20 protein-coding genes and 1 riboswitch are annotated in these 23,361 nt (G+C 66.2%); of the genes, 7 read left to right on the forward strand and 13 right to left on the reverse strand.

Annotated elements, in window-relative coordinates:
- Window positions 1-182 precede the first annotated feature (182 nt).
- Both L2Y96_RS19695 and ppa read left to right on the forward strand, forming a co-directional pair.
- Window positions 183-2,309, forward strand: a complete 2,127-nt coding sequence (locus L2Y96_RS19695; RefSeq protein ID WP_247329633.1) for a prolyl oligopeptidase family serine peptidase — start codon at window positions 183-185, stop codon at window positions 2,307-2,309.
- Window positions 2,310-2,589: 280 nt separating this feature from the next.
- Window positions 2,590-3,123, forward strand: coding sequence for an inorganic diphosphatase (ppa, locus tag L2Y96_RS19700; RefSeq protein ID WP_247329635.1), 534 nt, complete (start codon window positions 2,590-2,592; stop codon window positions 3,121-3,123).
- Window positions 3,124-3,362: 239 nt separating this feature from the next.
- Here the strand turns inward: ppa and L2Y96_RS19705 are convergent, their stop codons facing one another.
- From L2Y96_RS19705 to L2Y96_RS19720, 4 genes are all read right to left on the reverse strand, one after another.
- On the reverse strand, window positions 3,363-4,385 hold the full coding sequence (locus tag L2Y96_RS19705) for a DUF2333 family protein (protein WP_247329637.1): 1,023 nt from the start codon (window positions 4,383-4,385) through the stop codon (window positions 3,363-3,365).
- Between the two features lie 43 nt (window positions 4,386-4,428).
- Window positions 4,429-5,001, reverse strand: coding sequence for a ferritin-like domain-containing protein (locus L2Y96_RS19710; RefSeq protein ID WP_247329639.1), 573 nt, complete (start codon window positions 4,999-5,001; stop codon window positions 4,429-4,431).
- Window positions 5,002-5,312: 311 nt separating this feature from the next.
- Window positions 5,313-7,073, reverse strand: a complete 1,761-nt coding sequence (gene thiC, locus L2Y96_RS19715) for a phosphomethylpyrimidine synthase ThiC (protein WP_247329640.1) — start codon at window positions 7,071-7,073, stop codon at window positions 5,313-5,315.
- Window positions 7,074-7,146: 73 nt separating this feature from the next.
- A riboswitch (TPP riboswitch) is annotated at window positions 7,147-7,244 on the reverse strand.
- A 38-nt stretch (window positions 7,245-7,282) separates the two neighbouring features.
- Window positions 7,283-7,939 (reverse strand): TetR/AcrR family transcriptional regulator, encoded by a 657-nt coding sequence (locus L2Y96_RS19720; protein WP_247329642.1) that lies wholly within the window; start codon window positions 7,937-7,939, stop codon window positions 7,283-7,285.
- A gap of 357 nt (window positions 7,940-8,296) precedes the next feature.
- On the opposite strand from L2Y96_RS19720, the gene L2Y96_RS19725 reads away from it, so the two are divergent.
- The gene (locus L2Y96_RS19725; RefSeq protein ID WP_247329644.1) at window positions 8,297-8,956 is read left to right on the forward strand and encodes a protein-L-isoaspartate O-methyltransferase family protein; all 660 of its coding nucleotides are present in this window, start codon (window positions 8,297-8,299) and stop codon (window positions 8,954-8,956) included.
- A 40-nt stretch (window positions 8,957-8,996) separates the two neighbouring features.
- Window positions 8,997-10,367 (forward strand): TolC family outer membrane protein, encoded by a 1,371-nt coding sequence (locus L2Y96_RS19730; RefSeq protein ID WP_247329647.1) that lies wholly within the window; start codon window positions 8,997-8,999, stop codon window positions 10,365-10,367.
- Between the two features lie 685 nt (window positions 10,368-11,052).
- Here L2Y96_RS19730 and waaA read toward each other — a convergent pair.
- Complete coding sequence (gene waaA / locus L2Y96_RS19735) at window positions 11,053-12,318, reverse strand: lipid IV(A) 3-deoxy-D-manno-octulosonic acid transferase (protein WP_247337149.1); 1,266 nt, start codon at window positions 12,316-12,318, stop codon at window positions 11,053-11,055.
- 80 nt (window positions 12,319-12,398) lie between these two features.
- Between waaA and lpxL the strand changes: the two genes are divergently transcribed.
- Together lpxL and L2Y96_RS19745 are read left to right on the forward strand one after the other, a co-directional pair.
- Window positions 12,399-13,316 carry an LpxL/LpxP family Kdo(2)-lipid IV(A) lauroyl/palmitoleoyl acyltransferase gene (gene lpxL / locus L2Y96_RS19740; RefSeq protein WP_247329650.1) on the forward strand — a complete coding sequence of 306 codons (918 nt, stop codon included), beginning with the start codon at window positions 12,399-12,401 and terminating at the stop codon, window positions 13,314-13,316.
- Window positions 13,317-13,558: 242 nt separating this feature from the next.
- Complete coding sequence (locus L2Y96_RS19745) at window positions 13,559-14,473, forward strand: VirK/YbjX family protein (RefSeq protein WP_247329653.1); 915 nt, start codon at window positions 13,559-13,561, stop codon at window positions 14,471-14,473.
- On the opposite strand, the gene L2Y96_RS19750 is transcribed toward L2Y96_RS19745, so the two are convergent.
- The 6 genes from L2Y96_RS19750 to L2Y96_RS19775 all read right to left on the reverse strand — a co-directional run bounded on the left by L2Y96_RS19750 (window position 14,420) and on the right by L2Y96_RS19775 (window position 19,338).
- A complete protein-coding gene (locus tag L2Y96_RS19750) occupies window positions 14,420-15,214 on the reverse strand; it encodes a glycosyltransferase family 2 protein (RefSeq protein ID WP_247329656.1) in 795 nt (264 codons plus the stop codon). The two genes, L2Y96_RS19745 and L2Y96_RS19750, sit on opposite strands and share 54 nt — an antisense overlap.
- The gene (locus L2Y96_RS19755) at window positions 15,204-16,484 is read right to left on the reverse strand and encodes an O-antigen ligase family protein (RefSeq protein WP_247329659.1); all 1,281 of its coding nucleotides are present in this window, start codon (window positions 16,482-16,484) and stop codon (window positions 15,204-15,206) included. The genes L2Y96_RS19750 and L2Y96_RS19755 overlap by 11 nt, the downstream gene beginning before the upstream one ends.
- Window positions 16,481-17,620, reverse strand: coding sequence for a glycosyltransferase (locus L2Y96_RS19760; protein WP_247329661.1), 1,140 nt, complete (start codon window positions 17,618-17,620; stop codon window positions 16,481-16,483). Before L2Y96_RS19760 ends, L2Y96_RS19755 begins: the two co-directional genes overlap by 4 nt.
- 60 nt (window positions 17,621-17,680) lie before the next feature.
- Window positions 17,681-17,887 (reverse strand): zinc-finger domain-containing protein, encoded by a 207-nt coding sequence (locus L2Y96_RS19765; RefSeq protein WP_247329664.1) that lies wholly within the window; start codon window positions 17,885-17,887, stop codon window positions 17,681-17,683.
- Between the two features lie 201 nt (window positions 17,888-18,088).
- Window positions 18,089-18,673, reverse strand: a complete 585-nt coding sequence (locus L2Y96_RS19770) for a YceI family protein (protein WP_247329666.1) — start codon at window positions 18,671-18,673, stop codon at window positions 18,089-18,091.
- Between the two features lie 71 nt (window positions 18,674-18,744).
- The gene (locus L2Y96_RS19775) at window positions 18,745-19,338 is read right to left on the reverse strand and encodes a malonic semialdehyde reductase (protein ID WP_247329668.1); all 594 of its coding nucleotides are present in this window, start codon (window positions 19,336-19,338) and stop codon (window positions 18,745-18,747) included.
- A gap of 136 nt (window positions 19,339-19,474) precedes the next feature.
- Here L2Y96_RS19775 and L2Y96_RS19780 point away from each other — a divergent pair, with 136 nt between their 5' ends.
- Complete coding sequence (locus L2Y96_RS19780; protein ID WP_247329670.1) at window positions 19,475-20,455, forward strand: mitochondrial fission ELM1 family protein; 981 nt, start codon at window positions 19,475-19,477, stop codon at window positions 20,453-20,455.
- Window positions 20,456-20,599: 144 nt separating this feature from the next.
- On the opposite strand, the gene recG is transcribed toward L2Y96_RS19780, so the two are convergent.
- Window positions 20,600-22,720, reverse strand: coding sequence for an ATP-dependent DNA helicase RecG (gene recG / locus L2Y96_RS19785; protein WP_425492455.1), 2,121 nt, complete (start codon window positions 22,718-22,720; stop codon window positions 20,600-20,602).
- Between the two features lie 22 nt (window positions 22,721-22,742).
- Window positions 22,743-23,126: a RidA family protein gene (locus L2Y96_RS19790; RefSeq protein ID WP_247329672.1), complete on the reverse strand. Its 384-nt coding sequence runs from the start codon at window positions 23,124-23,126 to the stop codon at window positions 22,743-22,745.
- Between the last annotated feature and the right edge of the window lie 235 nt (window positions 23,127-23,361).

The raw sequence follows: 23,361 nt of genomic DNA on the forward strand, positions 1-23,361 counted from the left end.
CCGCAGGACCCTGTGGCTCTTCCGCGAACGGCGTCGCCCACAGGGTGGGCTCCTACCCGAACGGCGTCGCCCACAGGGTGGGCTCCTACCGGGGGAGCGCATAGGTAAGAGGTCATGGGCCGGAGGGTGGCCCCGCTGGGGTATGGTCCCGGGGAGCTTATTCGCCCCAAGGACACCCACCCATGCACAGACGCTGGATTGCGCTGGCCATCGCCCTTACCTTCAGTGGCATGACCCAGGCTAACGAACCGACCAAGACCCCCGCCGCCCCGGCCGCCCAGGCCGCTGGCGATGACGAAAACCTCTGGCTTGATGACATCGACGGCGCGAAGCCGCTCGCATGGGTGAAGGACGAAAACGCGAAGACGGTGGCGAAGTACGCCGAATCGCAGGAGTTCAAGACCCTGGACGCCCGCATCCTCGAGATGCTGGATTCCGATGCGAAGATCCCGATGGTCAACAAGATTGGGGATCACTTCTACAACCTGTGGCGCGACAAGGCGAACCCGAAGGGTCTCTGGCGCCGCACCACGCTGGCTGAGTACCGCAAGGACAAGCCCGCCTGGGAAACCGTGATCGATCTCGACGCCCTCTCCGCGGCCGAGAAGGAAAACTGGGTGTGGCACGGCGTCAGCTGCCTGAAGCCCGACGATCGCCTGTGCCTGGTCTCGCTGTCGCGCGGCGGCGCCGATGCCGACGTGATCCGCGAATTCGATCTGCAGACGAAGACGTTCGTCAAAGACGGCTTCAGCCTGCCGGAAGCCAAGAGCCAGGTCGCCTGGATCGATAAGGATCATCTCTTCGTCGCCACCGATTTCGGCGCCGGCTCGATGACCGATTCGAGCTACCCGCGCATCGTGAAGGAATGGAAGCGCGGCACGCCGCTCGCCTCCGCCACCACGGTGTACGAAGGCAAGAAGACCGACATGTCGATCTCCGCCTACCGCGACCTCACGCCCGGCTTCGAGCGCGAGTTCGTGCAGCGTGCGCTGGAGTTCTACAGCAGCGAAACCTTCGTCCGCGGCAAGGACGGCAAGCTCACCAAGATCGATGTCCCGAACGATGCCGAGACCGATGTCGAGCGCGAGTGGCTGCTGATCGAACCGCGCACCGACTGGAAGGTGGGCGGCACCACGTACCCCTCGGGTTCGCTGCTGGTCACGAAGTTTGACGACTACATGGCGGGCAAGCGCGACATCACCGTGCTGTTCGCACCGGATGCGCACACCTCGCTCGCCAGCCATTCGTGGACGAAGAACCACCTCATCCTGAATCTCATGCGCGACGTGGTGAGCCAGATCCAGGTGCTCACGCCCGCCGCGAACGGCCCGTGGAAGAGCGAATCGCTCGGCGGCGCACCGGCGCTTTCGACCATGGCCGCCAGTGGCATCGATGCCGATGAGGGCGATGACTACTTCCTCACTGTCTCTGGCTTCCTCCAGCCGACCACGCTGTACCACGGCGTGCTGGGCAAGGAAGGCCAGGAAGCGCTGAAGCACACGCCTACCTTCTTCGATGCCTCGAAGTTCGTGGTGACCCAGCACTTCGCCACCTCGAAGGATGGCACCAAGGTGCCGTACTTCGAGATCGCCCCGAAGGCCATGAAGGCCGATGGCAACAACCCCACCCTGGTCTACGGTTACGGCGGCTTCGAGATTTCGCTGCAGCCGGCGTACCTGGCAGGGCCGGGCCGCTCGTGGCTGGAGAAGGGCGGCGTCTACGTCATCGCCAATATCCGCGGCGGCGGCGAGTACGGCCCGCGCTGGCACCAGGCGGCGCTGAAGGCCAACCGCCCGCGCGCCTACGAGGATTTCGCGGCGGTCTCGCAGGACCTGATCGATCGCAAGATCACCACCCCGAAGCACATGGGCATGATGGGCGGCAGCAACGGCGGCCTGCTGGCCGGCAACATGCTGACCAAGTACCCCCAGCTCTACGGGGCGGTGGTGAGTCAGGTGGCCCTGCTGGACATGAAGCGCTACCCGCACATGTCGGCCGGCGCCTCGTGGATGGCTGAGTACGGCGACCCGGACAAGCCGGCGGAGTGGAAGTACATCCAGACCTTCTCCCCGTACCACAACCTGCACAAGGGCACCCACTACCCGGCCGTGCTGTTCACCACTTCCACCCGGGATGACCGCGTGGGCCCGGTGCACGCCCGCAAGATGGCCGCCCGCATGCAGGCCATGGGCTTCGATGCCAGCTTCTACGAGAACATCGAAGGCGGCCACGGCGCCGCGGCGGACAACAAGCAGGCCGCCTTCATGAGCGCCCTGGCCTATATCTACCTGTGGGACCACCTGAAATAAGGCCCCGAGGCCTACCCCGGTAGGAGCCCACCCTGTGGGCGACATCTTTCGCCCCACCGCCACAGGCCCTGTGGCGAGACCAAGGTAGGAGCCCACCCTGTGGGCGACATCTTTCGCCCCACCGCCACAGGCCCTGTGGCCTCACCGCGAAAGGCGTCGCCCACAGGGTGGGCTCCTACCGGTCCCTGAACGGCCTCGGGGGCGGGCCCGCACCCCCTCCCCCCGCGTTCTTGTATCCTTGTGGGCTGCTCCAATAACCCAACTGCATCAAGGAACGCCCATGGGCCTGCACCTCGTCCCCGCCGGCAAGAATGTGCCGGACGAAATCAACGTCATCATCGAAATCCCCAAGGACGCCGAGCCGGTCAAGTACGAAGTGGACAAGGACAGCGGCGCGATCTTCGTCGACCGCATCCTCTCCACCCCGATGCGCTACCCGTGCAACTACGGCTACGTGCCGGGCACCCTGGGTGGCGACGGCGATCCGCTCGACGCCCTGGTGATCCTGCCCCTGTCGCTGGTGCCGGGCTCGGTCATCCGCTGCCACCCGGTCGGCATGCTCAAGATGTCGGACGAAGCCGGCGCCGATGAGAAGCTGGTCGTGGTCCCGGTCGAGAAGGTGTTCGCTGGCTACGGCCACATCCGCGATATCAAGCAGGTGTCGGGCCACTGGCTCGAGCGCATCGGCCACTTCTTCGAGCACTACAAGGATCTCGAGAAGGGCAAGTGGGTCAAGGTCGATGGCTGGGTCGGCGCCGACGAGGCGAAGTCTGAAATCATCGCCGGCATCGAGCGCTACAAGGCCTCGAAGTAAGACAGCCGCTGGTCGATACGACAGGTCGGTCAATACGACGGACCCGCTGCTGTAGGAGCTCACCCTGTGAGCGACGCCGTTCGCGAAAGAGCCACAGGGTCTTTGGCGGTGAGGCGAAAGATGTCGCCCACAGGGTGGGCTCCTACACGACGCCGTTCGCGGAAGAGCCGCGGGGTTTTTAGCGGTGAGGCGAAAGATATCGCCAGCGTCAGGAAGCCCGCCTTTTGGCGGGCTTTTTTTTAGCCGCGGCCCAGCAGGGTGCGCAGGTCGATGATGGCGGCGTTGGCGCGCGAGATGTAGTTCGCCATCACCAGCGAGTGGTTGGCGAAGAAGCCGAACGGCGATCCGTTGAGCACCACGGGGCTGCCCAGCGACTTCTGCGACTCTTCGAGCTCGCGGATCACCTGCTGCAAGCTCGCGTCCGCGTTCTTGCTGCGCAGGATCGGGCCGAAATCCTGGCGGATCGCCTTGAGCTGTTCGAGCAGGGTCCACGTGTAACCGCGGGCCTCATAGAAGTTATCGTCGATCTTGTTCCAGGGCGTCTTGACGTACACCGCCTTCGACGGTGCCGCACTGCCGCTGACATCGGCATTTGGCGCCGCGTCGACCCGCAGCTGGCCCACGCTCGCGGATAGCCGCTGGGACAGTGAGCCCAGCCGCGCCGATACCGTCTGCAGGTAGTCAGCCAGGTTATCGGCACGCGCGTAGAAGTGGGCGTTGCCATCTTCCGTATCGCTTAGCCGCCCCAGGTAATCGCCCAGGTCGTCCACGGCCTTGGCGTACTGGGATTCCGAGCTTGGGAACAGCCAGCGATCATTCGGGCTATTGAGCAGCGGATCCGCCTCGCCCAGCGCCTTGTCTTCCACCGACTGCGTCTGCGAGCGGCTGAAATCGTTGCGCAGGGCACGGGCGAGGTCGCGCGAGGCCGTGAGCGAACCGAACTCCCAATTGGGGAGGTTATCCATGAAGGCGCCCGGCGGCAGCCTGTCGTTGCTGAGGTAGCCGCCGCGCTTGTCCATCAGGGTATCGACCGAGCGGATCAGCGTGTAGGTGGTGACCGCGCCGGTGCTCATCGGGCGGCCAATCTCCTTCATATGCGCGGTGGTGACCTGGACCGGATCGAACTGCTCCGGCTCCTTGTCCCACCACCACATGAAGAACAGCACCAGCAATACCAGCAGCGCGATCGGCAGGGCGATCGCCAGGCTGAGCGGGCGGCGGCGCCTGCGCGGCGCGGGCGACGGGGCGGCGGTCGCGTTCATGATGATCCTTCTCCGTAGCGAGCGATGCCCCAAGCTTACCTAATCAATGCTTCGAGGGTGCCGCGGGCTCGCCCTTCTTGCCCAGGTTTTCCAGCAGCGTGGCCATGTCCTCGGCGTGCTCTTCTTCCTGCGCCAGGATGTCTTCCATGATCCGCCGCGTGGTCGGATCGTCATCGCCGATGTACGAAACGATCTCGCGGTAGCTATCGATCGCGATGCGTTCGGCGACGAGGTCTTCCTTGATCATGTCGACCAGGTCCACGCCTTCGACGTAATCCGCGTGGCTGCGGGAAAGCAGGCCTTCCGGGTTGAAATTGGGGGTGCCGTCGAGCTGGGTGATGCGCTCGGCGATGCGATCGGCGTGCTCCTGTTCCTGCGTAGCGTGCTCCAGGAATTCGGCCTTCACGCTTTGCGAATGAATGCCCGGTGCCATGTAGTAGTGATACTTGTAGCGGAGCACGCAGACGATCTCGGTGGCGAGCGCTTCGTTGAGCAGTTTGATCACCGTTTCGCGGTCCGCGCGGTAGCCGGCGGTGACGGCTCCGTTGTCGATGTGCTGGCGGGCACGCTTACGGATGTTCTCAATATCGCTCACAAAGGGTTTTGCGCTGGCCATGGCCTGTGCTCCATACGGGAGTTGGGTTAGGCGGTCGACGGTAGGGCCGGCGTTGAAAAAACCGGGTGAAGATAACGGCGCGGCACCGGTGAACCCACCACCAAGGACGCTGTAGGAGCCCACCCTGTGGGCGACGCCGTTCGCGAAAGAGCCACAGGGCCCGCAGCGGTGAGGCGAAAGATGTCGCCCACAGGGTGGGCTCCTACGTGCGATCCGGCGTAGCCGGCCAGATCGCAGCGCAGCCGGCCGGATCGCGGCGTAGCCGGCCAGATCGCAGCGCAGCCGACCAGATCGCCGGGCGGCGCTGCCGGTCAGGCCTTGCCGTAAACCTCCCCACCTTGTTCGCGGAATTCCAGCGCCTTCGCATCCATCCCGGCGGCGTAATCGCGAACATCCTGGGTGATCTTCATCGAGCAGAACTTCGGCCCGCACATGGAACAGAAATGCGCGCTCTTGTGCGCGTCTTTCGGCATCGTCTCATCGTGCATGGCACGGGCTTTTTCCGGATCGAGTCCGAGGTTGAACTGATCCTCCCAGCGGAATTCAAAACGCGCCTTCGACAAGGCGTTATCGCGACGCTGCGCACCCGGGTGGCCCTTGGCCAGGTCGGCCGCGTGCGCGGCGATCTTGTAGGCGATCATGCCGTCGCGCACGTCCTGGCGATCGGGCAGGCCCAGGTGTTCCTTGGGCGTCACGTAGCAAAGCATCGCCGTGCCGAACCAGCCGATCATTGCCGCGCCGATGGCGCTGGTGATGTGGTCGTAGCCGGGCGCGATATCCGTGGTGAGCGGCCCCAGCGTGTAGAACGGTGCCTCGTGGCACACGGCCAGCTGGCGGTCCATGTTCTCGCGGATGAGATGCATCGGCACGTGGCCCGGCCCTTCCACCATGCACTGCACATCGTGCTTCCACGCCACCTTGGTGAGCTCGCCGAGCGTATCGAGTTCACCGAACTGCGCGGCATCGTTCGCGTCGGCGATGGAGCCCGGGCGCAGGCCGTCACCCAGGCTGAAGGCGACGTCGTACGCCTTCATGATCTCGCAGATCTCCTCGAAGTGCGTGTAGAGGAAATTCTCGCGGTGATGCGACAGGCACCACTTGGCCATGATCGAGCCGCCGCGCGAGACGATGCCGGTCACGCGGCCGGCGGTGAGCGGCACGTAACGCAGCAGCACGCCGGCGTGGATCGTGAAGTAATCCACGCCCTGCTCCGCCTGTTCGATCAACGTATCGCGGAACACGTCCCACGTGAGCTCTTCGGCGACGCCACCGACCTTTTCCAGCGCCTGGTAGATCGGCACGGTACCGACGGGCACCGGCGAGTTACGCAGGATCCACTCGCGCGTCTCGTGGATATGTTTGCCGGTGGAGAGATCCATGATGGTGTCCGCGCCCCAGCGCGTAGCCCACACCAGCTTCTCCACCTCCTCGGCGATACCCGAGCTCACCGCGCTGTTGCCGATGTTCGCGTTCACCTTGGTGAGGAAGTGCCGGCCAATGATCATTGGCTCGGCTTCGGGGTGGTTGATGTTCGACGGGATGATCGCGCGGCCGCGGGCCACCTCATCGCGGATGAAGGTAGGGGCGAGGTTCTCGCGCAGGGCGATGAACTCCATTTCCGGCGTGACGATGCCCCGGCGGGCGTAATGCATCTGGGTGACGTTGGCCCCGCGCATGGCCCGCAGCGGGGTCCGAGGGGCCGGGAAGCGGATGGCGTCGAGGCGGGCGTCGTCGGCGCGGGCGCGGCCGAACGCGGAGGACAGCCCATCCAGCCGGACCACGTCGCCGCGGGCGGCGATCCACGGGGCACGCAGCGGCGGCAGGCCGGCGGCCAGGTCCACGGCATGCGCCGGGTCGGTATACGGGCCCGAGGTGTCGTAAACCACCAGCGGCGGGTTCTCTTCGCCACCGAACAGCGTGGGGGTCTGGGCCTGGACGATCTCGCGCATGGGCACGCGGATATCCGGCCGGCTACCGGCCACATGGATCTTGCGTGAGCCAGGCAGGGGCGTGGTGACGGCAGCGGAAAGCTCGCGGGCGGCGCGGGCGAGTTCGGGGGAGATGGCGTTCATCGGCTTCTCGGCTCTGAGGGAGGGAGAAGCGGACGCACCGCCACGGGCGGCCGGGCGCGCAACAAGGCGCACGGCTCCCGTGGACAAAGCTTCCTACGCCGGTACTGACCGGATCAGGTTCAAAGGGACTCTCTCAGCCTGCGCAACGCGCCGGCACCCCCGCTTCGGGGCCGATTCAAGCACGAAGCGGGGCGGAACGCGAGTGCGGCTCAGCCGCGGGGCGCGTAGGCCCGCATGAACATCTCGACCGCGGCGAGCGCGTTGGTCTTCACTTCCTCGGCGAACTGCACGGCGCAGTCCTCGCAGCCGAACAGGCGGCGGATGAGGAGATCGCCCTTGAGCAGGGCCAGGAACTGGGTGGTGGCGCGGCTGATGTCGCTGACCTCGAGCTGGCCGCGTTCCACGGCATCGCTCACCAGGCGGCTCATCAGCTTGTGCATGCGCACCGGGCCCTCTTCCCACACCAGACGGCCAAAGCGGGGATTACCGCCGGCCTGGCAGTCGGAAAGGATGGCGCGGAACGTGCCGACGGACTCGATGTTCGTTTCCATCTGCGCATAGCGGCTGGCGATGTTATCCAGCGTGGCGCGGATATCGGCGCCAGGGCTGAAATCGAACAGGTCGTCCGGCAGGCGCTCCTGCACGTGGGCGCGGATCACCTCGCGGAAGAGGTTGTCCTTGTCGCCGAAATGGCTGTAGACGGTGAGCTTGGACACACCGGCCGAAGCCGCGACGGCATCCATGCTGGTGCCGGCGAAACCGCCCTGGGTGAAGAGCGCCTTGGCGGCATCGAGGATGGCCGCGCGCTTCTCCATGTCCTTCGGACGCCCCGGGCCCTGGGTCTTCATTTTCGGGCTGGCGTTCATGGCTGCACCTTCACAAACAAAAATTATGACTTTATTATACGCAGCGGTTTAGTTATTTCCAGCGGGCTGTGCATCTTTTTCACACGATAGCAAGCTGGAACACGAGCGGAGCCGCCGTCCTACCTTAGAATAGGTGGGGCCGCCCGCGTGCGGCTTCCATGGTTGCCAGGATTCCCGCCTACCGGCCGTTCAGCCGGCGTGGGGCCTGCCCGGGGGTGACTTCCGTCAGCCCCGCCCGGTGACTTCCGGCACTTAGCCGGGGCGCAGCGGGACCGCAGCCTTTGCCTATCGGGGAAAACGGCCCATAACCGCTTCTCCATCCGACTCTTTTCAGCTTTTCGTACGGGATTGAACACCATGGCGATGAATTTCGAGCAGGCCCGCCAGAACATGGTCGAGAACCAGGTTCGCCCCTGGGAAGTGCTTGAGTACTCCGTACTCGAGACCCTCAAGACCATCCGCCGCGAAGATTTCGTGGCTCCGGCCCACCGCAATGTCGCCTTTGCCGACCTGAACCTGCCGCTGGGCCATGACGAAGTCATGATGAAGCCGGTGATCGAGGGCCGCCTGCTCCAGGCCGTGGCGCTGAACAAGACCGATGAGGTCCTGGAAATCGGCACCGGCTCGGGCTACCTCACCGCCTGCCTCGCCCACCTGGCCGGCAAGGTCACCAGCATCGACATGCACGCCGATTTCGTCGACGCCGCACGCCAGCGCCTCGCGGCCGCCGGCGTCAGCAATGCCACGCTCGCCGTGGGCGAAGCCGTCAACGGCTACACGCCGGCTGGCGTTTTCGACGTCGTCGTTGTCACGGGCGCGGTGCACGCTGTACCCGAGAAGTTCGTCCGCTGGCTCAAGCCGGGTGGCCGTATGTTCGTGGTGCGCGGCGATTCGCCGGCGCAGACGGCGGTCCTGCTCACCCACGAGGGTGAAGGCCGCTACCGCGAGGAATCGTTGTTTGAAACGGACCTTCCCTACCTGGCGCATGCCGCGCCGGTGAAGCGCTTCGTGCTCTGAACCCTTTCAAAGCTTTCCCCATTACCCACGAGGCGAACCCATGCGCTTGAAGCTCCTTACCGTTGCGCTGGCACTGGCGGCGGCACCCTTCGCGAGCCATGCCGAAGACCTGCTTGACGCTTACCGCCAGGCCCGGGCTAACGACCCGGTGCTGTCGCAGGCCGATTCCACCCGCCTCGCCACCGGTGAGGGCGTGACCCAGGCCCGTGCGCTGCTGCTGCCCCAGGTCAGCGCACAGCTGAGCCTCACCCAGACCGACCCGAACGGCCCTGTCCACGAGACGCTCTACGACAACAATAACAACCCCATCGGCGTCACTGGCGACGTCGGCCACAGCCGTACGCGCCAGCTCGGCGCGACGGTGAGCCAGAGCGTGGTGGACTTCAGCAAGTACGCGGACCTGAAGGCGGCACGCTCGTCGGCGGATTCGCAGAACGCTACCTACGAGGCGGCCCTGCAGCAGCTCTCCACCCGCGTGGCCACCGCCTACTTCCAGGTGCTGACCAACGACGACGCCCTCACCTTCCAGAAGGCCAACGAGCAGGCGCTCGCCCGCCAGCTGGAACAGGCACAGCAGCGTTTCGACGTGGGCCTGTCCGCGATCACCGACGTCCAGGACGCCAAGGCCCAGCACGATACGGCCGTGGCCCAGGTCATCACCGCGGAAAACACCCTCGCCGATTCGCGCGAAGCGCTGACGCAGATCACCGGCAAGCCGGCGGACAACCTGAAGAAGCTGCGCGAGCAGCTGCCGATGGATGCACCGTCGCCGAACGATGCGCAGGCATGGGTCTCGGAAGCCGTGAAGACCAACCCGACCATCATCGCCGCGCAGTACAACGTGGATTCCGCCGAGCACAGCATCTCGTCGGCCCGCGCGGGTCACCTGCCGACGATCGATGCCACGCTGGGTTACAGCAAGAGCACGGCCTGGAACCAGAACGTCGGCGCTGGCACCGGCACGACTGCCGCCGCTAACGGCCGCGGTTCCACCTCGGTGGGCCTCACGCTGAACGTGCCGATCTTCTCCGGCGGTGCCACGCAGTCGCGCGTTCGCCAGAGCATCTACCAGCGCGACTCGGCCCAGGATTCGCTGGAATCCACCCGCCGCCAGGTCGTGCGCGATACGCTGAACTACTACCGCTCGGTCGTCGCCGGCATCAGCAAGGTGGAAGCGACCAAGGCCGCCGTGGAGTCCGCGGAAAGCGCACGCGATGCAACGCAGGCCGGTTTCGAAGTCGGTACCCGCACCATCGTCGACGTGCTGATCGCCCAGCAGAACCTCACCTCGGCACTCAGCGATTACTCGCAGGCCCGCCACCAGTTCGTGCTCGACAAGCTGCTGCTGAAGCAGACCGCCGGCACGGTGGACGTGAAGGATCTCGAAGCGGTGAACTCGCTGCTGCAGTAACCCCCGCAGCCGCAGTGGCAGTTGCAATAAAAAAACGGCCCCTCTTGGGGCCGTTTTTTTTGTTCCCGCGTCGCACTCGGTGATCGGTTCATTCGCTGAAGCGAATGCATGTCTTAAGCGACGTTCGCCGCCTCGTCCTTGTTAGATTGAGGAAGCCGCAGGTGGGCAAGCCCTGGGGGCCGCCAGTCGCGGACCTGCGGACCGGGCCGTAGGCGCCGCTTTCGCGATAATCGAAGCGTTCGGCGGCCCTCCGCTCATGTCGGCCCCCAGGGCTTGCCCACCCGCGCACCCAGCGATGAGGTTCATGGCGGGAGAGCCTGCGACTTGGAGCTATGTACATGTAGCAACGCTCACGCGGCTGGGAGTCACGCGCAGGACGGCGCACACGGCGGACTCCTACAGAATGCGGCGTTTCGGTGTACTGGCTTGCGCAACACGCAACGAGACGTGTGGACTCGGGGACGGTCAGGGCCTTGCGGCCGACATGAGCGGAGGGCCGCGTGACGTCACGGTGTCCGCGAAAGAGGTGCATACGGCCCGGTCCGAAGGTCCGCGACTGGCGGCCGCAAGGCCCTGACCGCCCCCGACCCCAACAAACCCCCAGCCTAAGGCGGCGCTAGCCGCTCAAAACACGCATTCGCACCAGCGAATGAACCGATCACGAGGCGCGACGCCATGCGACGGTTCATTCCTGAAGCAAGGTATCCACGAGCTTCATCACCTTACCAACCGAGCCGCGTTCGCTTTCGAATACCCGGCGGGCCGCCTGGCCCATCTCCGCGCGCCGCGGTTCATCGCGCAGCAGCGCCAGCACCTCGGTACCGAGTTCGGAGCCATCCTGCACACGCTGCCCACCATGCTCATCGAGCAGCGCCTGGGTGATCTCTTCGAAGTTGTAGGTATACGGCCCCACCAGCACCGGCTTGCTGAGCGCCGCCGGCTCGAGCACGTTGTGGCCGCCGATCGATACCAGGCTGCCGCCGACAAACGCGACGTCGGACGCGGCGAAGAAGCGCAGCAACTCGCCCATGGAGTCGATGACGAAGCATTGCGTGGCCTGGCCGGGCACCTTGTCAGCGCTGCGCGTCGCCACGTTGAAGCCCAGGCTGCGCACGGAGGCTTCGACCGCCTTGAAGCGCTCCGGATGGCGGGGAGCAATCAGCAGCAAGGCATCGGGCAGGCGGCGCATCACCTCGGTGTGCGCTTCGAACACGCACATTTCCTCGCCTTCGTGCGTACTCGCCGCGATCCACACCGGGCGCCCCGCGCCCCACGCCTCGCGCATGGCCGTGCCGGCTTCGAGCGCCGCGCTGGGCACGGGCATGTCGAACTTGAGGTTGCCGCACACGGTGAGCTGGCTCGGCTCGGCACCGAGCAAACGGTAGCGCGCCGCATCGGTCCGCGACTGCGCGGCGATGTGGCTCACGCAACGCAGCGCGCGGCGCACCAGCGAGCTCATCCGCGCATAGCCCTTGAGCGACCGCTCGGAAAGGCGGGCGTTGGCGATGAGCAGCGGGATACCGTGGCGCCGGCACGCAAAATACAGGTTGGGCCAGATCTCGGTTTCGACGATCACCGCGAGCCGCGGCCGGGTGTTACGCAGGAAGCGCTTCACGGCGAACGGCAGGTCGTAGGGCAGGTAGACGCTGTGAACCGAATCGCCGAAGAGCTGGCGGACCCGCTCCGAGCCCGTCGGGGTCACGGTGGTCACCAGCATGGGTGCGCGCGGGTAGGCTTCCATCAACGCCTTGACCAGCGGCTCGGCGGCGTTCACCTCGCCGACGGAGACGGCATGGACCCAGAGGCAGCCGGCCAGCCGGGGTTCCCTGAAACTGCCGAAGCGCTCGCGCCAGCGCACGTGGTAATCCCCGTAACGCATGCCGCGCGCCATCAGGCGCACCATCACCAGCGGCGTGAACAGGTACATGGCCAGGTTGTAGAGCAGGCGCAGCAGCACGCTATACCCGTTGGTGGCGGTAGGCCGGGCAGTATAGCCGCCCCAGTCCGCTACAATGGCCGGCCATGCCCGGAATGCCCCGCCCCACCCTTACCCGTGCCCTCCTGATGCCCCGTAACTGGGCGGGATGGCTGGGCGTGGGCGTGATCTGGCTGATCGCCCACCTGCCCTTTCGCGCCTTGATGGGCCTGGGCCGGCTCACCGGCCGGCTGGCACTGCACCTGAACAAGGAGCGCCGGCGCATCGCGGCCACCAACATCGCCTTGTGCTTCCCGGAGCTCTCCGCGGAGGAACAGAAGGCCCTGGTCCGAGCCAACCTCTGCGACGTCGGCATGATGCTGGCCGAGTTCGCCCTGGGCTGGATGGGTTCGGACAAGGCCATCGCCAACGTCCCCGTCACGATCGACGGCCTCGAGCACCTGGAAGCCGCGCGCGCTTCGGGCCGCGGCGTATTGCTCGTCGGCGGACACTTCTCCCATCTCGAGTTGTGTGCTCGGCTGGTCTCTCAGCGCATCCGCATCGCCGGCATGTACCGGCGCATGGATTCGGACGTCTTCGAGTTCGCCGTGCTCCGTTCGCGCCTGCACTACGCGGCCGCCATGTTCGAGAAGGACGATATCCGCGGCACGGTGAAGTACCTGAAGGCGGGCGGCACGCTGTGGTACGCCCCCGATCAGGACATGCGCAGCAAGGACAACGTGTTCGCCCGGTTCTTCGGCGTACGCGCGGCGACCATCACGGCCACGCATCACCTCGCGCGCATGTCGAACGCGGTGGTCATTCCGTTCCATCACCGCCGCCTGCCGGACGATTCGGGTTACGTCATGCGCCTGGGTGCACCGATGGAAGACTTCCCCTCGGCGGATGCCGCAGCCGATACCGAACGCGTCAACGGCGAGATCGAAGCGATGGTTCGCGAGGCACCTGAGCAATACCTTTGGGTGCATAAGCGTTTCAAGACACGCCCGCCGGGTGAGCCAAAGATCTATTGATCCGTAGGAGCCCACCCTGTGGGCGACGCCTTTCGTACAAACGCCACAGGCCCTGTGATGCTTTCGCGAAAGATGTCGCCCACAGGGTGGGCTCCTACAAAAAAAGCGGCTCGGGCTTTCGTGGGGCTTTCCCGAAACTTTCTACGCGGCAACGGCCGCTAAATCGTTTCTTCTCACGAAAGTCAGGCGAAAAATTAACGGTGTAAAACGTCCGTCGTTCCCCCACGAGACGGACCCTCCCCATGCAGTCCCTGTTTCGCTTCGCGCGCTCGTTGCGCGGCCGCGCCGGTTGGCATAGCACCCGCTCGCACGCGCTCGGCGCCGTGCTGACGTATTGCGGCCGTTCGTTCAAGCGCTGGCGCGAACACGATGCATGGCTGGCCTTCCTGGAAACACCGGCCATGGCAGGTATTAGCGAAGTGGATGCCGTGCTGATCGAGCGCTACCAGCACCGTTACATCAGCAAAGCGTGGAGCACCGAGCAGCGTCTGCAGGCCGTCCGCGCGCATTACGATTTCGCCCTGTCTCGCTTTCCGCGCGAGCTGTTCCACATGCTTTACCGCGAGCGACAGGTGCTGGCCGGCAAGCTGCCGCTGCGCGACGGCAGCGAGCTGTCGCTGCTGTTGAAAGCGCCGATCCGCCGCGGGCGCGAGGGCGAACTCAGCATCTCGCTTACCGATGCCTCGGGCCTTCAGCTTTCGTACGCGCAGTTCTCGATCATCAACGGTGGCCGCACCATCGTCATCGGCTGCCTGCAGGGCGCCGCGAACAACGCAGGCCGCGAGGCCGTGCGCGAACTGACGAAGCAATGCCACGGCCTGCGCCCGAAGAACCTACTGCTCTCGATGGTGCGTTCGATCGCCAGCGCATATGGCATCGAAGAAGTACTGGGCGTGGGCAACGACCGCCACGTGTTCGGCGGCATCGCCAACAAGGTGAAGGCCGATTACGACGGCTTCTGGCTCGAGGCCGGCGGTGAACTGGGCGACTACGGCTTCTACCGCCTGCCGCCGCGCGAACCGGTGCGGCTTGAATCCGAGGTGGAGAGCAAGCGCCGCAGCGAATTCCGCCGCCGTGAAGCGCTGCGCCAGGAAGCCTGCGAGCTAATTGTCGTGCCGTTCGGCTTCCACCGGCCCGTGCTCGCCGCGGCGGCGTGAGATGCGCCGCTCGTAGAGCTTGGCGTACTTCAGGAACGCATAGAACGCGTGCACGCGGGCGGCGATGAAGCCGGCCCAGCCGCCACGCCAGTGCCCACGCCAGAAGTAGTAGCGGGCGAAAGCGACCATCGGATACGCCACCATGCGCAGGCGCAATGCCCGCGGTTCGCGCGTATGCCGGTCGCGCACCTGCAGCGATGAATAGCGGTTTGCCTTGTCGACCCGGCCTTCGATATCCCGTTCACCGTGGTGATCGATGATGGCATCGAGCCGGCGCACCGGCCCATCGACCACGACGCTCTCGTGTACCTCGTGCCCGCTCATGCGCGCACGCTCACGATCGAACAGGCGGACGTAATGGTTCAGCCGTGCCCGCGCCGGTTGCCAGCGCCAGAACACCCATTCGCGGCGTAGCAACTCGTAACCAGCCACCGACGGATCGACCAGCGCGGAACGGATCCGCTCGGCCGCTTCGGCTGGTACGGCCTCATCGGAATCCAGCAGCAATACCCAGCGATACCGCGCCAGGTCGATCGCCGCCTGCTTCTGCGCGCTGTAGCCAGCGAAAGGCTGTTCGTGGACGCGTGCACCCGCGCGCTCGGCGATCAGCCGGGTAGCATCGGTGGAACCGGAATCCAGCACCACGATGTCATCGGCGAACGCGACCGAGGCCAGGCACTCACCGAGGGTGTCGGCGTTATTGAAGGTGGTGACGACGACCGAGAGCCGCTCACCCGCCATGCCGTGGTTCCGCATCGGGCAGGTCGGCGAACAACGCCGCACACCACACGGCAAACAGCCAGGCGGCGAGCAGGCCCCACCACGCTGAGTAGAAGGCCATGTGGGTATTCAACGGAAAGAAGATCACGAACAACGCCACGGTCGGCGGGAACGCCCGGCGGCGCGCCTCGGCACCAGCGCGCCACCAGGTGCGCACGGCGAACACCGTAGCCGCGAGCCAGGCCAGCAAGCCGATCGTGCCGGTTTCAGTCGCCACCTCCAGCACCACCTGGTGGGCATGGCAGGCACCCTCGCCCTCCCCGCACTTCTCGATCGTGAGGAAGTGGTCGCCGGGAGCGGCATAGGTGGGATAGGCCACGCGGAACCCGCGCACGCCGACGCCATTCACCGGGTTGCCCTCGTACAGTCGCAGCGAGGTTTTCCAGATATCCAGGCGGCCGGTCAGCGCGGTATCCAGGCCCTGGGAGGTGCCATTCAAGGCCGGCAAGGTATGCGCGATGCGTTCGCGGAACCGCGGCGAAACCTGCCAGGCCAGCAGCCCGGCAGCGACCACGACCACGCCCGCGGCGGCGCAGGCGGCGACGAAACGCTTGAAGCTACCGGCTTCGCGCCACAGGAAGGCGAGGCCGACCAGCCCGTAGCAAATCCAGGACGCGCGCGAACCGGAGAGCAGCACGGGGCCGAGGGTGGCAAGGTAAGCGCCGACCAGCGCCCAACGACCCCAGCGCTCGCGCACGCTCCACAGCAGGAACGGGGCGCAGGCGGACAGCGCGGGACCCAGCTTCAGGTTATCGCTACCGAAGATGCCGGAGAGCCGCTCCGCGTTGGAGTGGCCGGCGAGCCCGATCCCGGTGAACGCCTGCACCCACGCATCCAGCACCCAGATAGCAACGACCGCGGCGGTTGCGATGTACAGCGCACGCACCTTGCCAGGCCGGCGCATGGCGAAGCAGGTGTACACGCCAAGCGGTGCAAAGCGCAGGATGCCGGCCAGCGTGCCCCAGCTCTTGCCGGGCGCGACGGCATCGACCGCCGAGATGAGGGCGGCGCCGGCATACGCCGCGAACAACCACAGGAACAGTTTCGCTCCCGGGTGATGGCGCAGGGCTTGCGGTTCGCGCACCAGCAACAGGATGGCGCCGACCAGGGCCAGGAACACGCCGAGCTCGGCGCTGCGCCCGAACGGCAACAACGCAGGCACCAGCCATACCGGCAACAGCGGTGAGCGCAGCCCGGCGCGCAGGGCTGCCTTGATGCCCGGGGTGCTCACGCGACGGGTACGCCTTCCACCACCTCGGCATACAGCGCGAGCGTCGCGGCCTGCATATCGACCAGGCGGTAGCTGCGCGGCGGCGGGATGGGCGGTGCGAAACGGAGCAGTTCCGCCGCGCGCTCCACCAGCCGCTCGCGATCGTTCAGCGGTACGCGGCCCGCGGGGTAGAGCTCGGCGAGCAGTTCGCCCACGCCGCCGTGGGCATAGCCCAGCACGGGCCGGCACATGGCCAGGGCTTCGACCACCGTGCGCCCGAACGACTCGGGCCGCTGCGATAGCTGCAGCACGAGGTTGGACATGGCGTAGACATCGCGGATATCGGAACGCGGCGGCGAAATGACCACCTTGGCCTCGAGCCCGCGCTCGCGGATAAGCGCACGCAGCTCGGCCACGTAGGCTTCGCGGCCCGGCTCGTCGGCCCCCATGAGCAGCAGGCGCGCATCGATGGCGCGGCTCTGCAGGTCGGCGATCAGCTCGATCGCGTCGGCGTGGCCCTTAAGGCGCGTACCGCGGCCAGGCAGGGTGAGCAGGGGCGCACCTTCCAGCTGCGGGTATTCCTCGAAGAACGCGCGCTGCCAGGAATCGTCCGGGCGGTAGCCGTAGGGGAAGGCCTCGGTATCGACGCCGCGCGGCACCACCGAGATGCGCGCGCTGGAAATATCGTCGGGGTAATGGCGCAGCACGTAATCACGCAGCGTCTGCGACACCACGATGACCCGTTCGCCACGCAGCAGGATGCTGCTGTAGTGCCCCGGGCTGTTGAGGCCGTGCACGGTGGTGACGAAATGCGGGCGCGGCTTCACCCGCTTCATGGCCCACCAGCCGACCCACGCCGGGAGGCGCGAACGGGCGTGGACGATATCGGGTTTCACCTGGCGCAGGATGCGCCGCAGCTTGCCCACGGTGAACAGCGTGCGCAGCGACTTGTGGCCGATGGCCAGGGTGATGTGCTCGCTACCCTCGGCTTCGAGCTGCGCCACGAGGCGGCCGCCGGCCGAGACCACGATGGAACGGTGGCCGGCCTCGACGAGGGCTTTGGCGATTTCGAGGGTCGAGCGCTCGGCACCGCCCGAATGAAGGGCGGGTACGAGTTGTACAACGGTCATCGTCCGGGCTGGGAAGACGGTGGCCATGGCGCGGTCCGGTTGTGAAGGATTGGCGGGCGATGCATGCAGCGAGCCCGCCCGGGCCGGTCAGTCTTTCAGTACGTAGGTGGCACCACAATACGAGCACTTGGAGGTGCCGCCCTCGTCTTCGATGGGCAGGTACACCTTGGGGTGCGAGTTCCACAGGAACATGCCCGGCATCGGGCACGACAGCGGAAGATCGTGGCGGGTCACTTCGTAGCGGTTTTCGGCATTCGCCGGGATGAGCGGCGCAGCCGCGGGATTCGGGTGCATGTGAAACTCCGGGCGATGCGTTGAAACCGGGGATAAACGCGATGGTAGCAAAAAGGGCCCGCTCGCGCGGGCCCTTTGGACACACAGGTAGGAGCCCACCCTGTGGGCGACATCTTTCGCGTCAAGGCCACAGGATCGGGTGGCCTGTCGCGAGAGGCGTCGCGCACAGGGTACGCTCCTACAAATAAGCCGCGGTGCGGCTTATTTTGCCGAGGCGTCGTGCGCTTCGGTGGTGATGTGGATCTTGATCTCGTCCGAGACGTTCGGGACGTAGGCGCCCACGCCGAAGTCGGAACGCTTGATCGTGGCGGTGGCGTCGAAGCCGACGGTCTGCACCTTCATCATCGGGTGCGGGCCGACCTTGTTCAGGGTGGCGTCGAGGGTGACCGGCTTGGTCACGCCGTGCACGGTCAGGTCACCGGTGACCTTCAGCTTGCCCTTGCCCGCGGCGGTGACCTTGGTGCTCTTGAAGGTCACGGTCGGGTACTTGGCGGCGTCGAGGAAGTCGGCCGACTTCAGGTGCTCGTCGAGCTTCGGCACGAAGGTGTCGAGGCCGGAGAGCGGCAGGGTCACTTCAACGGTCGACTTGGTCGGGGCGGCTTCGTCGTAAACGAGCGTGCCATCGACCTGGCCGAGGTTGGCGGTGGGGTTCGAGAAGCCGAAGTGGTTCCAGCTGAACAGGACCATGGTGTGGCCCGGGTCGAGCTTGTAGGTGACCGGGGCAGCGTTGGCGGCGCCAGCGGCGGCGAGCAGGCCCGCAAGGGCAACGTAACGGAGAGCGCGCATCGGTAAAACTCCTGCAGTGGGGTGGGTACTGCCAGTGGACAGCGGGACCACGAGGTCACCGCGGGAAAAGGTCAGAGGATCTGGGCGACTTCGTCGAAATCGAAACGCGGCAGGCGGCCGAACAGGTTGGTGTTGGCATCGCCGTAGCCGATGTTCACCAGGAAGTTCGACTTGATGTGCGTGCCGGCGAAGAACTCGGCATCCAGGCCAGCCTGGTCGTAGCCCGACATGGGACCGCAGTCGAGGCCGAGCGAGCGGGCCGCCATGATCAGGTAGGCACCCTGGAGCGAGCTGTTGCGGAAGCCGGTGGCCTCCACCAGCGCATCGTTGCCGACGAACCAGTCACGCGCCGGGGCGTGCGGGAACAGCTTCGGCAGGTGGTCGTAGAAGGCGAAGTCCGTGGCGACGATGGCCGTGACCGGGGCGCTCATGGTCTTGCCGGCATTGTTCTCGGAAAGGAACGGCTTCAGGCGGGCCTTGGCGTCCTGCGACTTGATGAACACCACGCGCATCGGCGAGGAGTTGGCCGACGTGGGGCCCATCTTCACCAGATCGTAGAGCTCCTTGAGCTGTGCATCGGTTACTTCCTTGTCCTGCCAGGCGTTGAAGGTGCGGGCGTGGCGGAACAACTGGTCAAGCGTTGCATCGGACAGCGGAGCGCTCATGGGATTCCTTGTACAGTGAACGGGCGCCGGTCGTGCCGGCATTCCAACAGTGTAAGGGGCACAGCCTGCCTCGTGGACCGGTCTGGCAGGAACGAACTGTGTCGAAATCGACAACAATCCGGCGTGAGGGGACCCCGTGAGTGCCACGGCCCTTCCTCCGGGTTCATGCTGGGTGATCACGGATGGCGCCGCCGGTAACCGCCGGCAGGCCCTCGCCCTGGCCGAAGCCTTGACCCCGTCCATACGGGAATTCTCAGTCGAACTGCGTGCACCGTGGGCCTGGTTCGCCCCACGGCTCCTTCCCGGCGGCCGCCTGGCGTTGTCACGGCGCCACGCCCGGCTCGAAGCCCCGTGGCCCGCGCTGGTGATCGGGTGCGGCCGTGCCGCGGCCTGGGCGACCCGCCAGGTACGTGACTGGTCCGGCGGCCGCACGCTCGCCGTGCAGATCCTCGACCCGCGCATCGCACCCGACCATTGGGATCTCGTGGTCGCGCCAAAGCACGACCAGTTGCATGGCGACAACGTGCTTACCCCGCTGGGCTCGCTCAATCCGATCGACGACACCTGGCTGGCCGACGCCCGTGATGCCTTCGCCCCCTTCGGCGACCTGCCCGGCCCCCGCGTCGGCCTGCTGCTGGGCGGTGCGCGGCATGGTGCGGCGTACGATGCGAGCGAACTGGCCGCCCTGCTCGAGGCCGTGAAGCGGCGGCAGGCGCGCGAAGGTGGCTCGGTGATGGCCGTGGCATCGCGGCGTACCCCAACCGCCGTGCTGCCCATGGTGCGCGCGGCGCTCCACGATGTGCCCGGTTTCCTGTGGGCACCGGGTGATGAGGATCCGAACCCCTACCCCGGCGTGCTCGGCTGGGCCGACCGGCTCGTGGTCACGCCGGATTCGGTGAACATGCTTTCCGAAGCCTGCGCCACGGGCCGGCCGGTACACACGCTGGTCGCCGCCCCGCTGCCGGCGAAGCTGGAACGCTTCCACGCCGAGCTCCGCTCCACCCGCCGCCTGCACGCGATCGACGCCGACACACCACCGACCCAACCGGTGCTGCGCGAAACCGAACGCATCGCCACGCAAGTCCGCCAACACCTGGGCGCGGGCCCCACATCGTAGGAGCCCACCCTGTGGGCGACATCTTTCGCCTCGACGCCACTGGCCCTGTGGCGCTATCGCGAACGGCGTCGCCCACAGGGTGGGCTCCTACCTACCGGTGTCGCGAAAGATGTCGCCCGCAGGGTGGGCTCCTACCGTGATCGGTCAGGCGTCGACGTAGCGGGCGGCGTCGCCGACCCAGCGGGCGATGAGCTGCTCGCAGCGTGCCGCATGGTCGCGCATCATCGCCTCGGCCACGCGCTGCACATCCGGCATGAGGTGCGCATCGCGCGTGAGGTCGGCGATGCGGAACTGCAACTGGCCGGTCTGCCGCGTGCCGAGCACTTCGCCCGGGCCGCGCAATTCCAGATCCTTCTCGGCAATGCGGAACCCATCGTTGGTTTCGCGCATCACCTGCAGGCGCTCCTTCGCCAGCCGCGATAGCGGCGTCTGGTACAGCAGCACGCAGGTCGACGCGATGGAGCCACGCCCCACGCGCCCACGCAACTGATGCAACTGGGCCAGGCCAAGCCGCTCGCTGTTCTCGATCACCATGAGGCTGGCGTTGGGCACATCCACGCCCACCTCGATCACGGTGGTCGCGACCAGCACGGCGATCTCGCCGGCCTTGAACGCATCCATCACCGCCTGCTTTTCCTTGGGCTTCATGCGCCCGTGGATCAGGCCGACGTTGAGGTCCGGCAAGCCAGCAGCGAGCTCCGCATGGGCCACTTCAGCCGCCTGCGCGTTCATCTGCTCGTTCTCTTCGATCAGTGTGCACACCCAGTACACCTGACGCCCTTCCATGCAGGCCCCATGGATGCGCTCCATAACGTCGTAGCGACGCTCGTTGGAAAGCGCCACGGTCTGTACCGGCGTGCGGCCCGGCGGCAATTCATCGATGGACGAGACATCGAGGTCCGCGTAGGCGCTCATCGCGAGCGTGCGCGGGATCGGCGTGGCGGTGAGCACGAGCTGGTGCGGAATAAGCTCACCACTGGCGCCCTTGTCGCGCAGAGCCAGTCGCTGGTGCACGCCAAAGCGGTGCTGCTCGTCGACGATAACCAGGCCGAGGTTCTGGAACACGACGCCTTCCTGCATCAAGGCGTGCGTGCCGACCACCACGTGCGCCGTGCCTTCCGCCGCGTGCGCAAGCGCGCTCTTGCGCGCCCTGCCCTGCACCTTGCCCGCCAGCCATTCCACGTGGAGGCCCAGTGGCTCGAGCCAGGCGCGGAAGTTGCGCAGGTGCTGCTCCGCGAGCAGTTCCGTCGGCGCGACGAGCGCGACCTGGAAACCGGCTTCCACCGCGGTCAGCGCGGCCAGCGCCGCCACCACCGTCTTACCGCTGCCGACATCGCCCTGGACGAGGCGGAGCATGGGGTGTGCGCGGGTCAGATCGCGCCCGACTTCAGCCGCCACGCGCGCCTGTGCTTTCGTCAGCGCGAAGGGCAGCGCTTCAAGCATGCGCTCACGCAACGTACCGGCACTCTTCAGCGCAGGCGCCTTGCGCTTCTTCACCGCCGCACGCATGCGCCGCAGCGTGAGGTGCTGGGTCAGCAATTCTTCGAATGCCAGGCGCTTCTGCGCCGGGTGGCCACCCTCTTCGAGCTGGCGAAGATCGACATCCGGCGGTGGGCGGTGCACGTAGAGCAACGCATCGCGCAGCGATGTGAGCCCGAGCGGACGGCCAACCTCTTCCGGTATCAGTTCCAGCCGGTCATCGCCGGGCAGGTGGTGCAGCGCCTTCGCGATCACACTGGCGAGGCGGCGCGGGCCAAGGCCTTCGGTGGTCGGGTAAACCGGCGTCAGGCGCTCGTCGACCACCACCGCGTCGTCGCTCTCGAGGCGCTGGTATTGCGGGTGCACCATCTCCAGGCCTTGCGGCCCCTGGCGCACCTCGCCGAAGCAGAGCAGGCGCGTGCCTTTCTGCAGCTGATCCACCTGCGATTTACGGAAGTGGAAGAAGCGCAGCAGCAATGCACGCCCGGATTCATCGCTGATGATGACCTTGAGCTGCGGGCGAAAACGAAACCCGCGCTCGACGAAATCCACGGTGCCTTCCACCTGCACGTGCGTACCGGGGCGCAACTCGCCGATGGGAACCACCGTGGTGCGGTCTTCGTAGCGTAGCGGCAGGTGGAACCAGAGGTCCTGCACCTGGCGCAGGCCGAGCTTCGCCAGCGTCTCGGCCAGCGCCGGCCCCACGCCGCCAAGCGTGGTCAGCGGCGCGCGACCGGGATCCGCCGCGGGTGGCGCGACGGATGGTGTGCGAGTGCTACGGGCCACGGGAATGGCGGCGGCCTTGCGGTTACGGCAGGACGAGGATCGCGTCCACTTCCACCTGGGCGGCCTTCGGCAAGCCCGAGACCTCGATGGTGGAACGCGCCGGGTACGGCTGCTGGAAGTACTCGGCCATCACCGCGTTCACGGCGGCAAAGTTACCAAGATCGGTCACGTAGATGCCGACGCGGACGATATCCGACAGCTTGCCGCCCGCGGCTTCGGCCACGGCCGTGAGGTTATCGAACACGCGGCGCGTCTGCGCGGTGATATCGCCTTCCACGAGGTTGCCGGTGGCCGGGTCGAGCGGAATCTGGCCCGAGAAATACACGGTGTTGCCAGCACGGACGCCCTGCGAATACGGGCCGATGGCCGCCGGCGCCTTGTCGGTAGCAATAATGCTGCGGGTCATGCGCGATCCTCTCTATGTAATCCAGAGAGTCTAGTAGGAGCCCACCCTGTGGGCGACATCTTTCGCGATACCGGTAGGAGCCCACCCTGTGGGCGACGCCGTTCGCGATAGCGCCACAGGGCCTGTAGCGTCGAGGCGAAAGATGTCGCCCACAGGGTGGGCTCCTACAAGACGATCGATCAAGAGCCAGACGCTGCAAGATCCGAGGTCTGTCGCGAACGGCGTCGCCCACAGG

The sequence above is a fragment of the Luteibacter aegosomaticola genome, from assembly GCF_023078475.1.
In the GTDB taxonomy this organism is placed as follows: domain Bacteria; phylum Pseudomonadota; class Gammaproteobacteria; order Xanthomonadales; family Rhodanobacteraceae; genus Luteibacter; species Luteibacter aegosomaticola.

Coding starts and splice junctions, on each gene's coding strand:
- L2Y96_RS19745 (WP_247329653.1), top strand. CDS start 13,559: ATGCAGTCCCTGTTTCGCTTCGCGCGCTCGTTGCGCGGCCGCGCCGGT.
- L2Y96_RS19730 (WP_247329647.1), top strand. CDS start 8,997: ATGCGCTTGAAGCTCCTTACCGTTGCGCTGGCACTGGCGGCGGCACCC.
- L2Y96_RS19775 (WP_247329668.1), bottom strand. CDS start 19,338: ATGAGCGCTCCGCTGTCCGATGCAACGCTTGACCAGTTGTTCCGCCAC.
- thiC (WP_247329640.1), bottom strand. CDS start 7,073: ATGAACGCCATCTCCCCCGAACTCGCCCGCGCCGCCCGCGAGCTTTCC.
- lpxL (WP_247329650.1), top strand. CDS start 12,399: ATGCCCCGCCCCACCCTTACCCGTGCCCTCCTGATGCCCCGTAACTGG.
- L2Y96_RS19790 (WP_247329672.1), bottom strand. CDS start 23,126: ATGACCCGCAGCATTATTGCTACCGACAAGGCGCCGGCGGCCATCGGC.
- L2Y96_RS19695 (WP_247329633.1), top strand. CDS start 183: ATGCACAGACGCTGGATTGCGCTGGCCATCGCCCTTACCTTCAGTGGC.
- L2Y96_RS19770 (WP_247329666.1), bottom strand. CDS start 18,673: ATGCGCGCTCTCCGTTACGTTGCCCTTGCGGGCCTGCTCGCCGCCGCT.
- L2Y96_RS19710 (WP_247329639.1), bottom strand. CDS start 5,001: ATGGCCAGCGCAAAACCCTTTGTGAGCGATATTGAGAACATCCGTAAG.
- L2Y96_RS19720 (WP_247329642.1), bottom strand. CDS start 7,939: ATGAACGCCAGCCCGAAAATGAAGACCCAGGGCCCGGGGCGTCCGAAG.
- L2Y96_RS19705 (WP_247329637.1), bottom strand. CDS start 4,385: ATGAACGCGACCGCCGCCCCGTCGCCCGCGCCGCGCAGGCGCCGCCGC.
- L2Y96_RS19760 (WP_247329661.1), bottom strand. CDS start 17,620: ATGGCCACCGTCTTCCCAGCCCGGACGATGACCGTTGTACAACTCGTA.
- ppa (WP_247329635.1), top strand. CDS start 2,590: ATGGGCCTGCACCTCGTCCCCGCCGGCAAGAATGTGCCGGACGAAATC.
- L2Y96_RS19750 (WP_247329656.1), bottom strand. CDS start 15,214: ATGGCGGGTGAGCGGCTCTCGGTCGTCGTCACCACCTTCAATAACGCC.
- L2Y96_RS19725 (WP_247329644.1), top strand. CDS start 8,297: ATGGCGATGAATTTCGAGCAGGCCCGCCAGAACATGGTCGAGAACCAG.
- L2Y96_RS19765 (WP_247329664.1), bottom strand. CDS start 17,887: ATGCACCCGAATCCCGCGGCTGCGCCGCTCATCCCGGCGAATGCCGAA.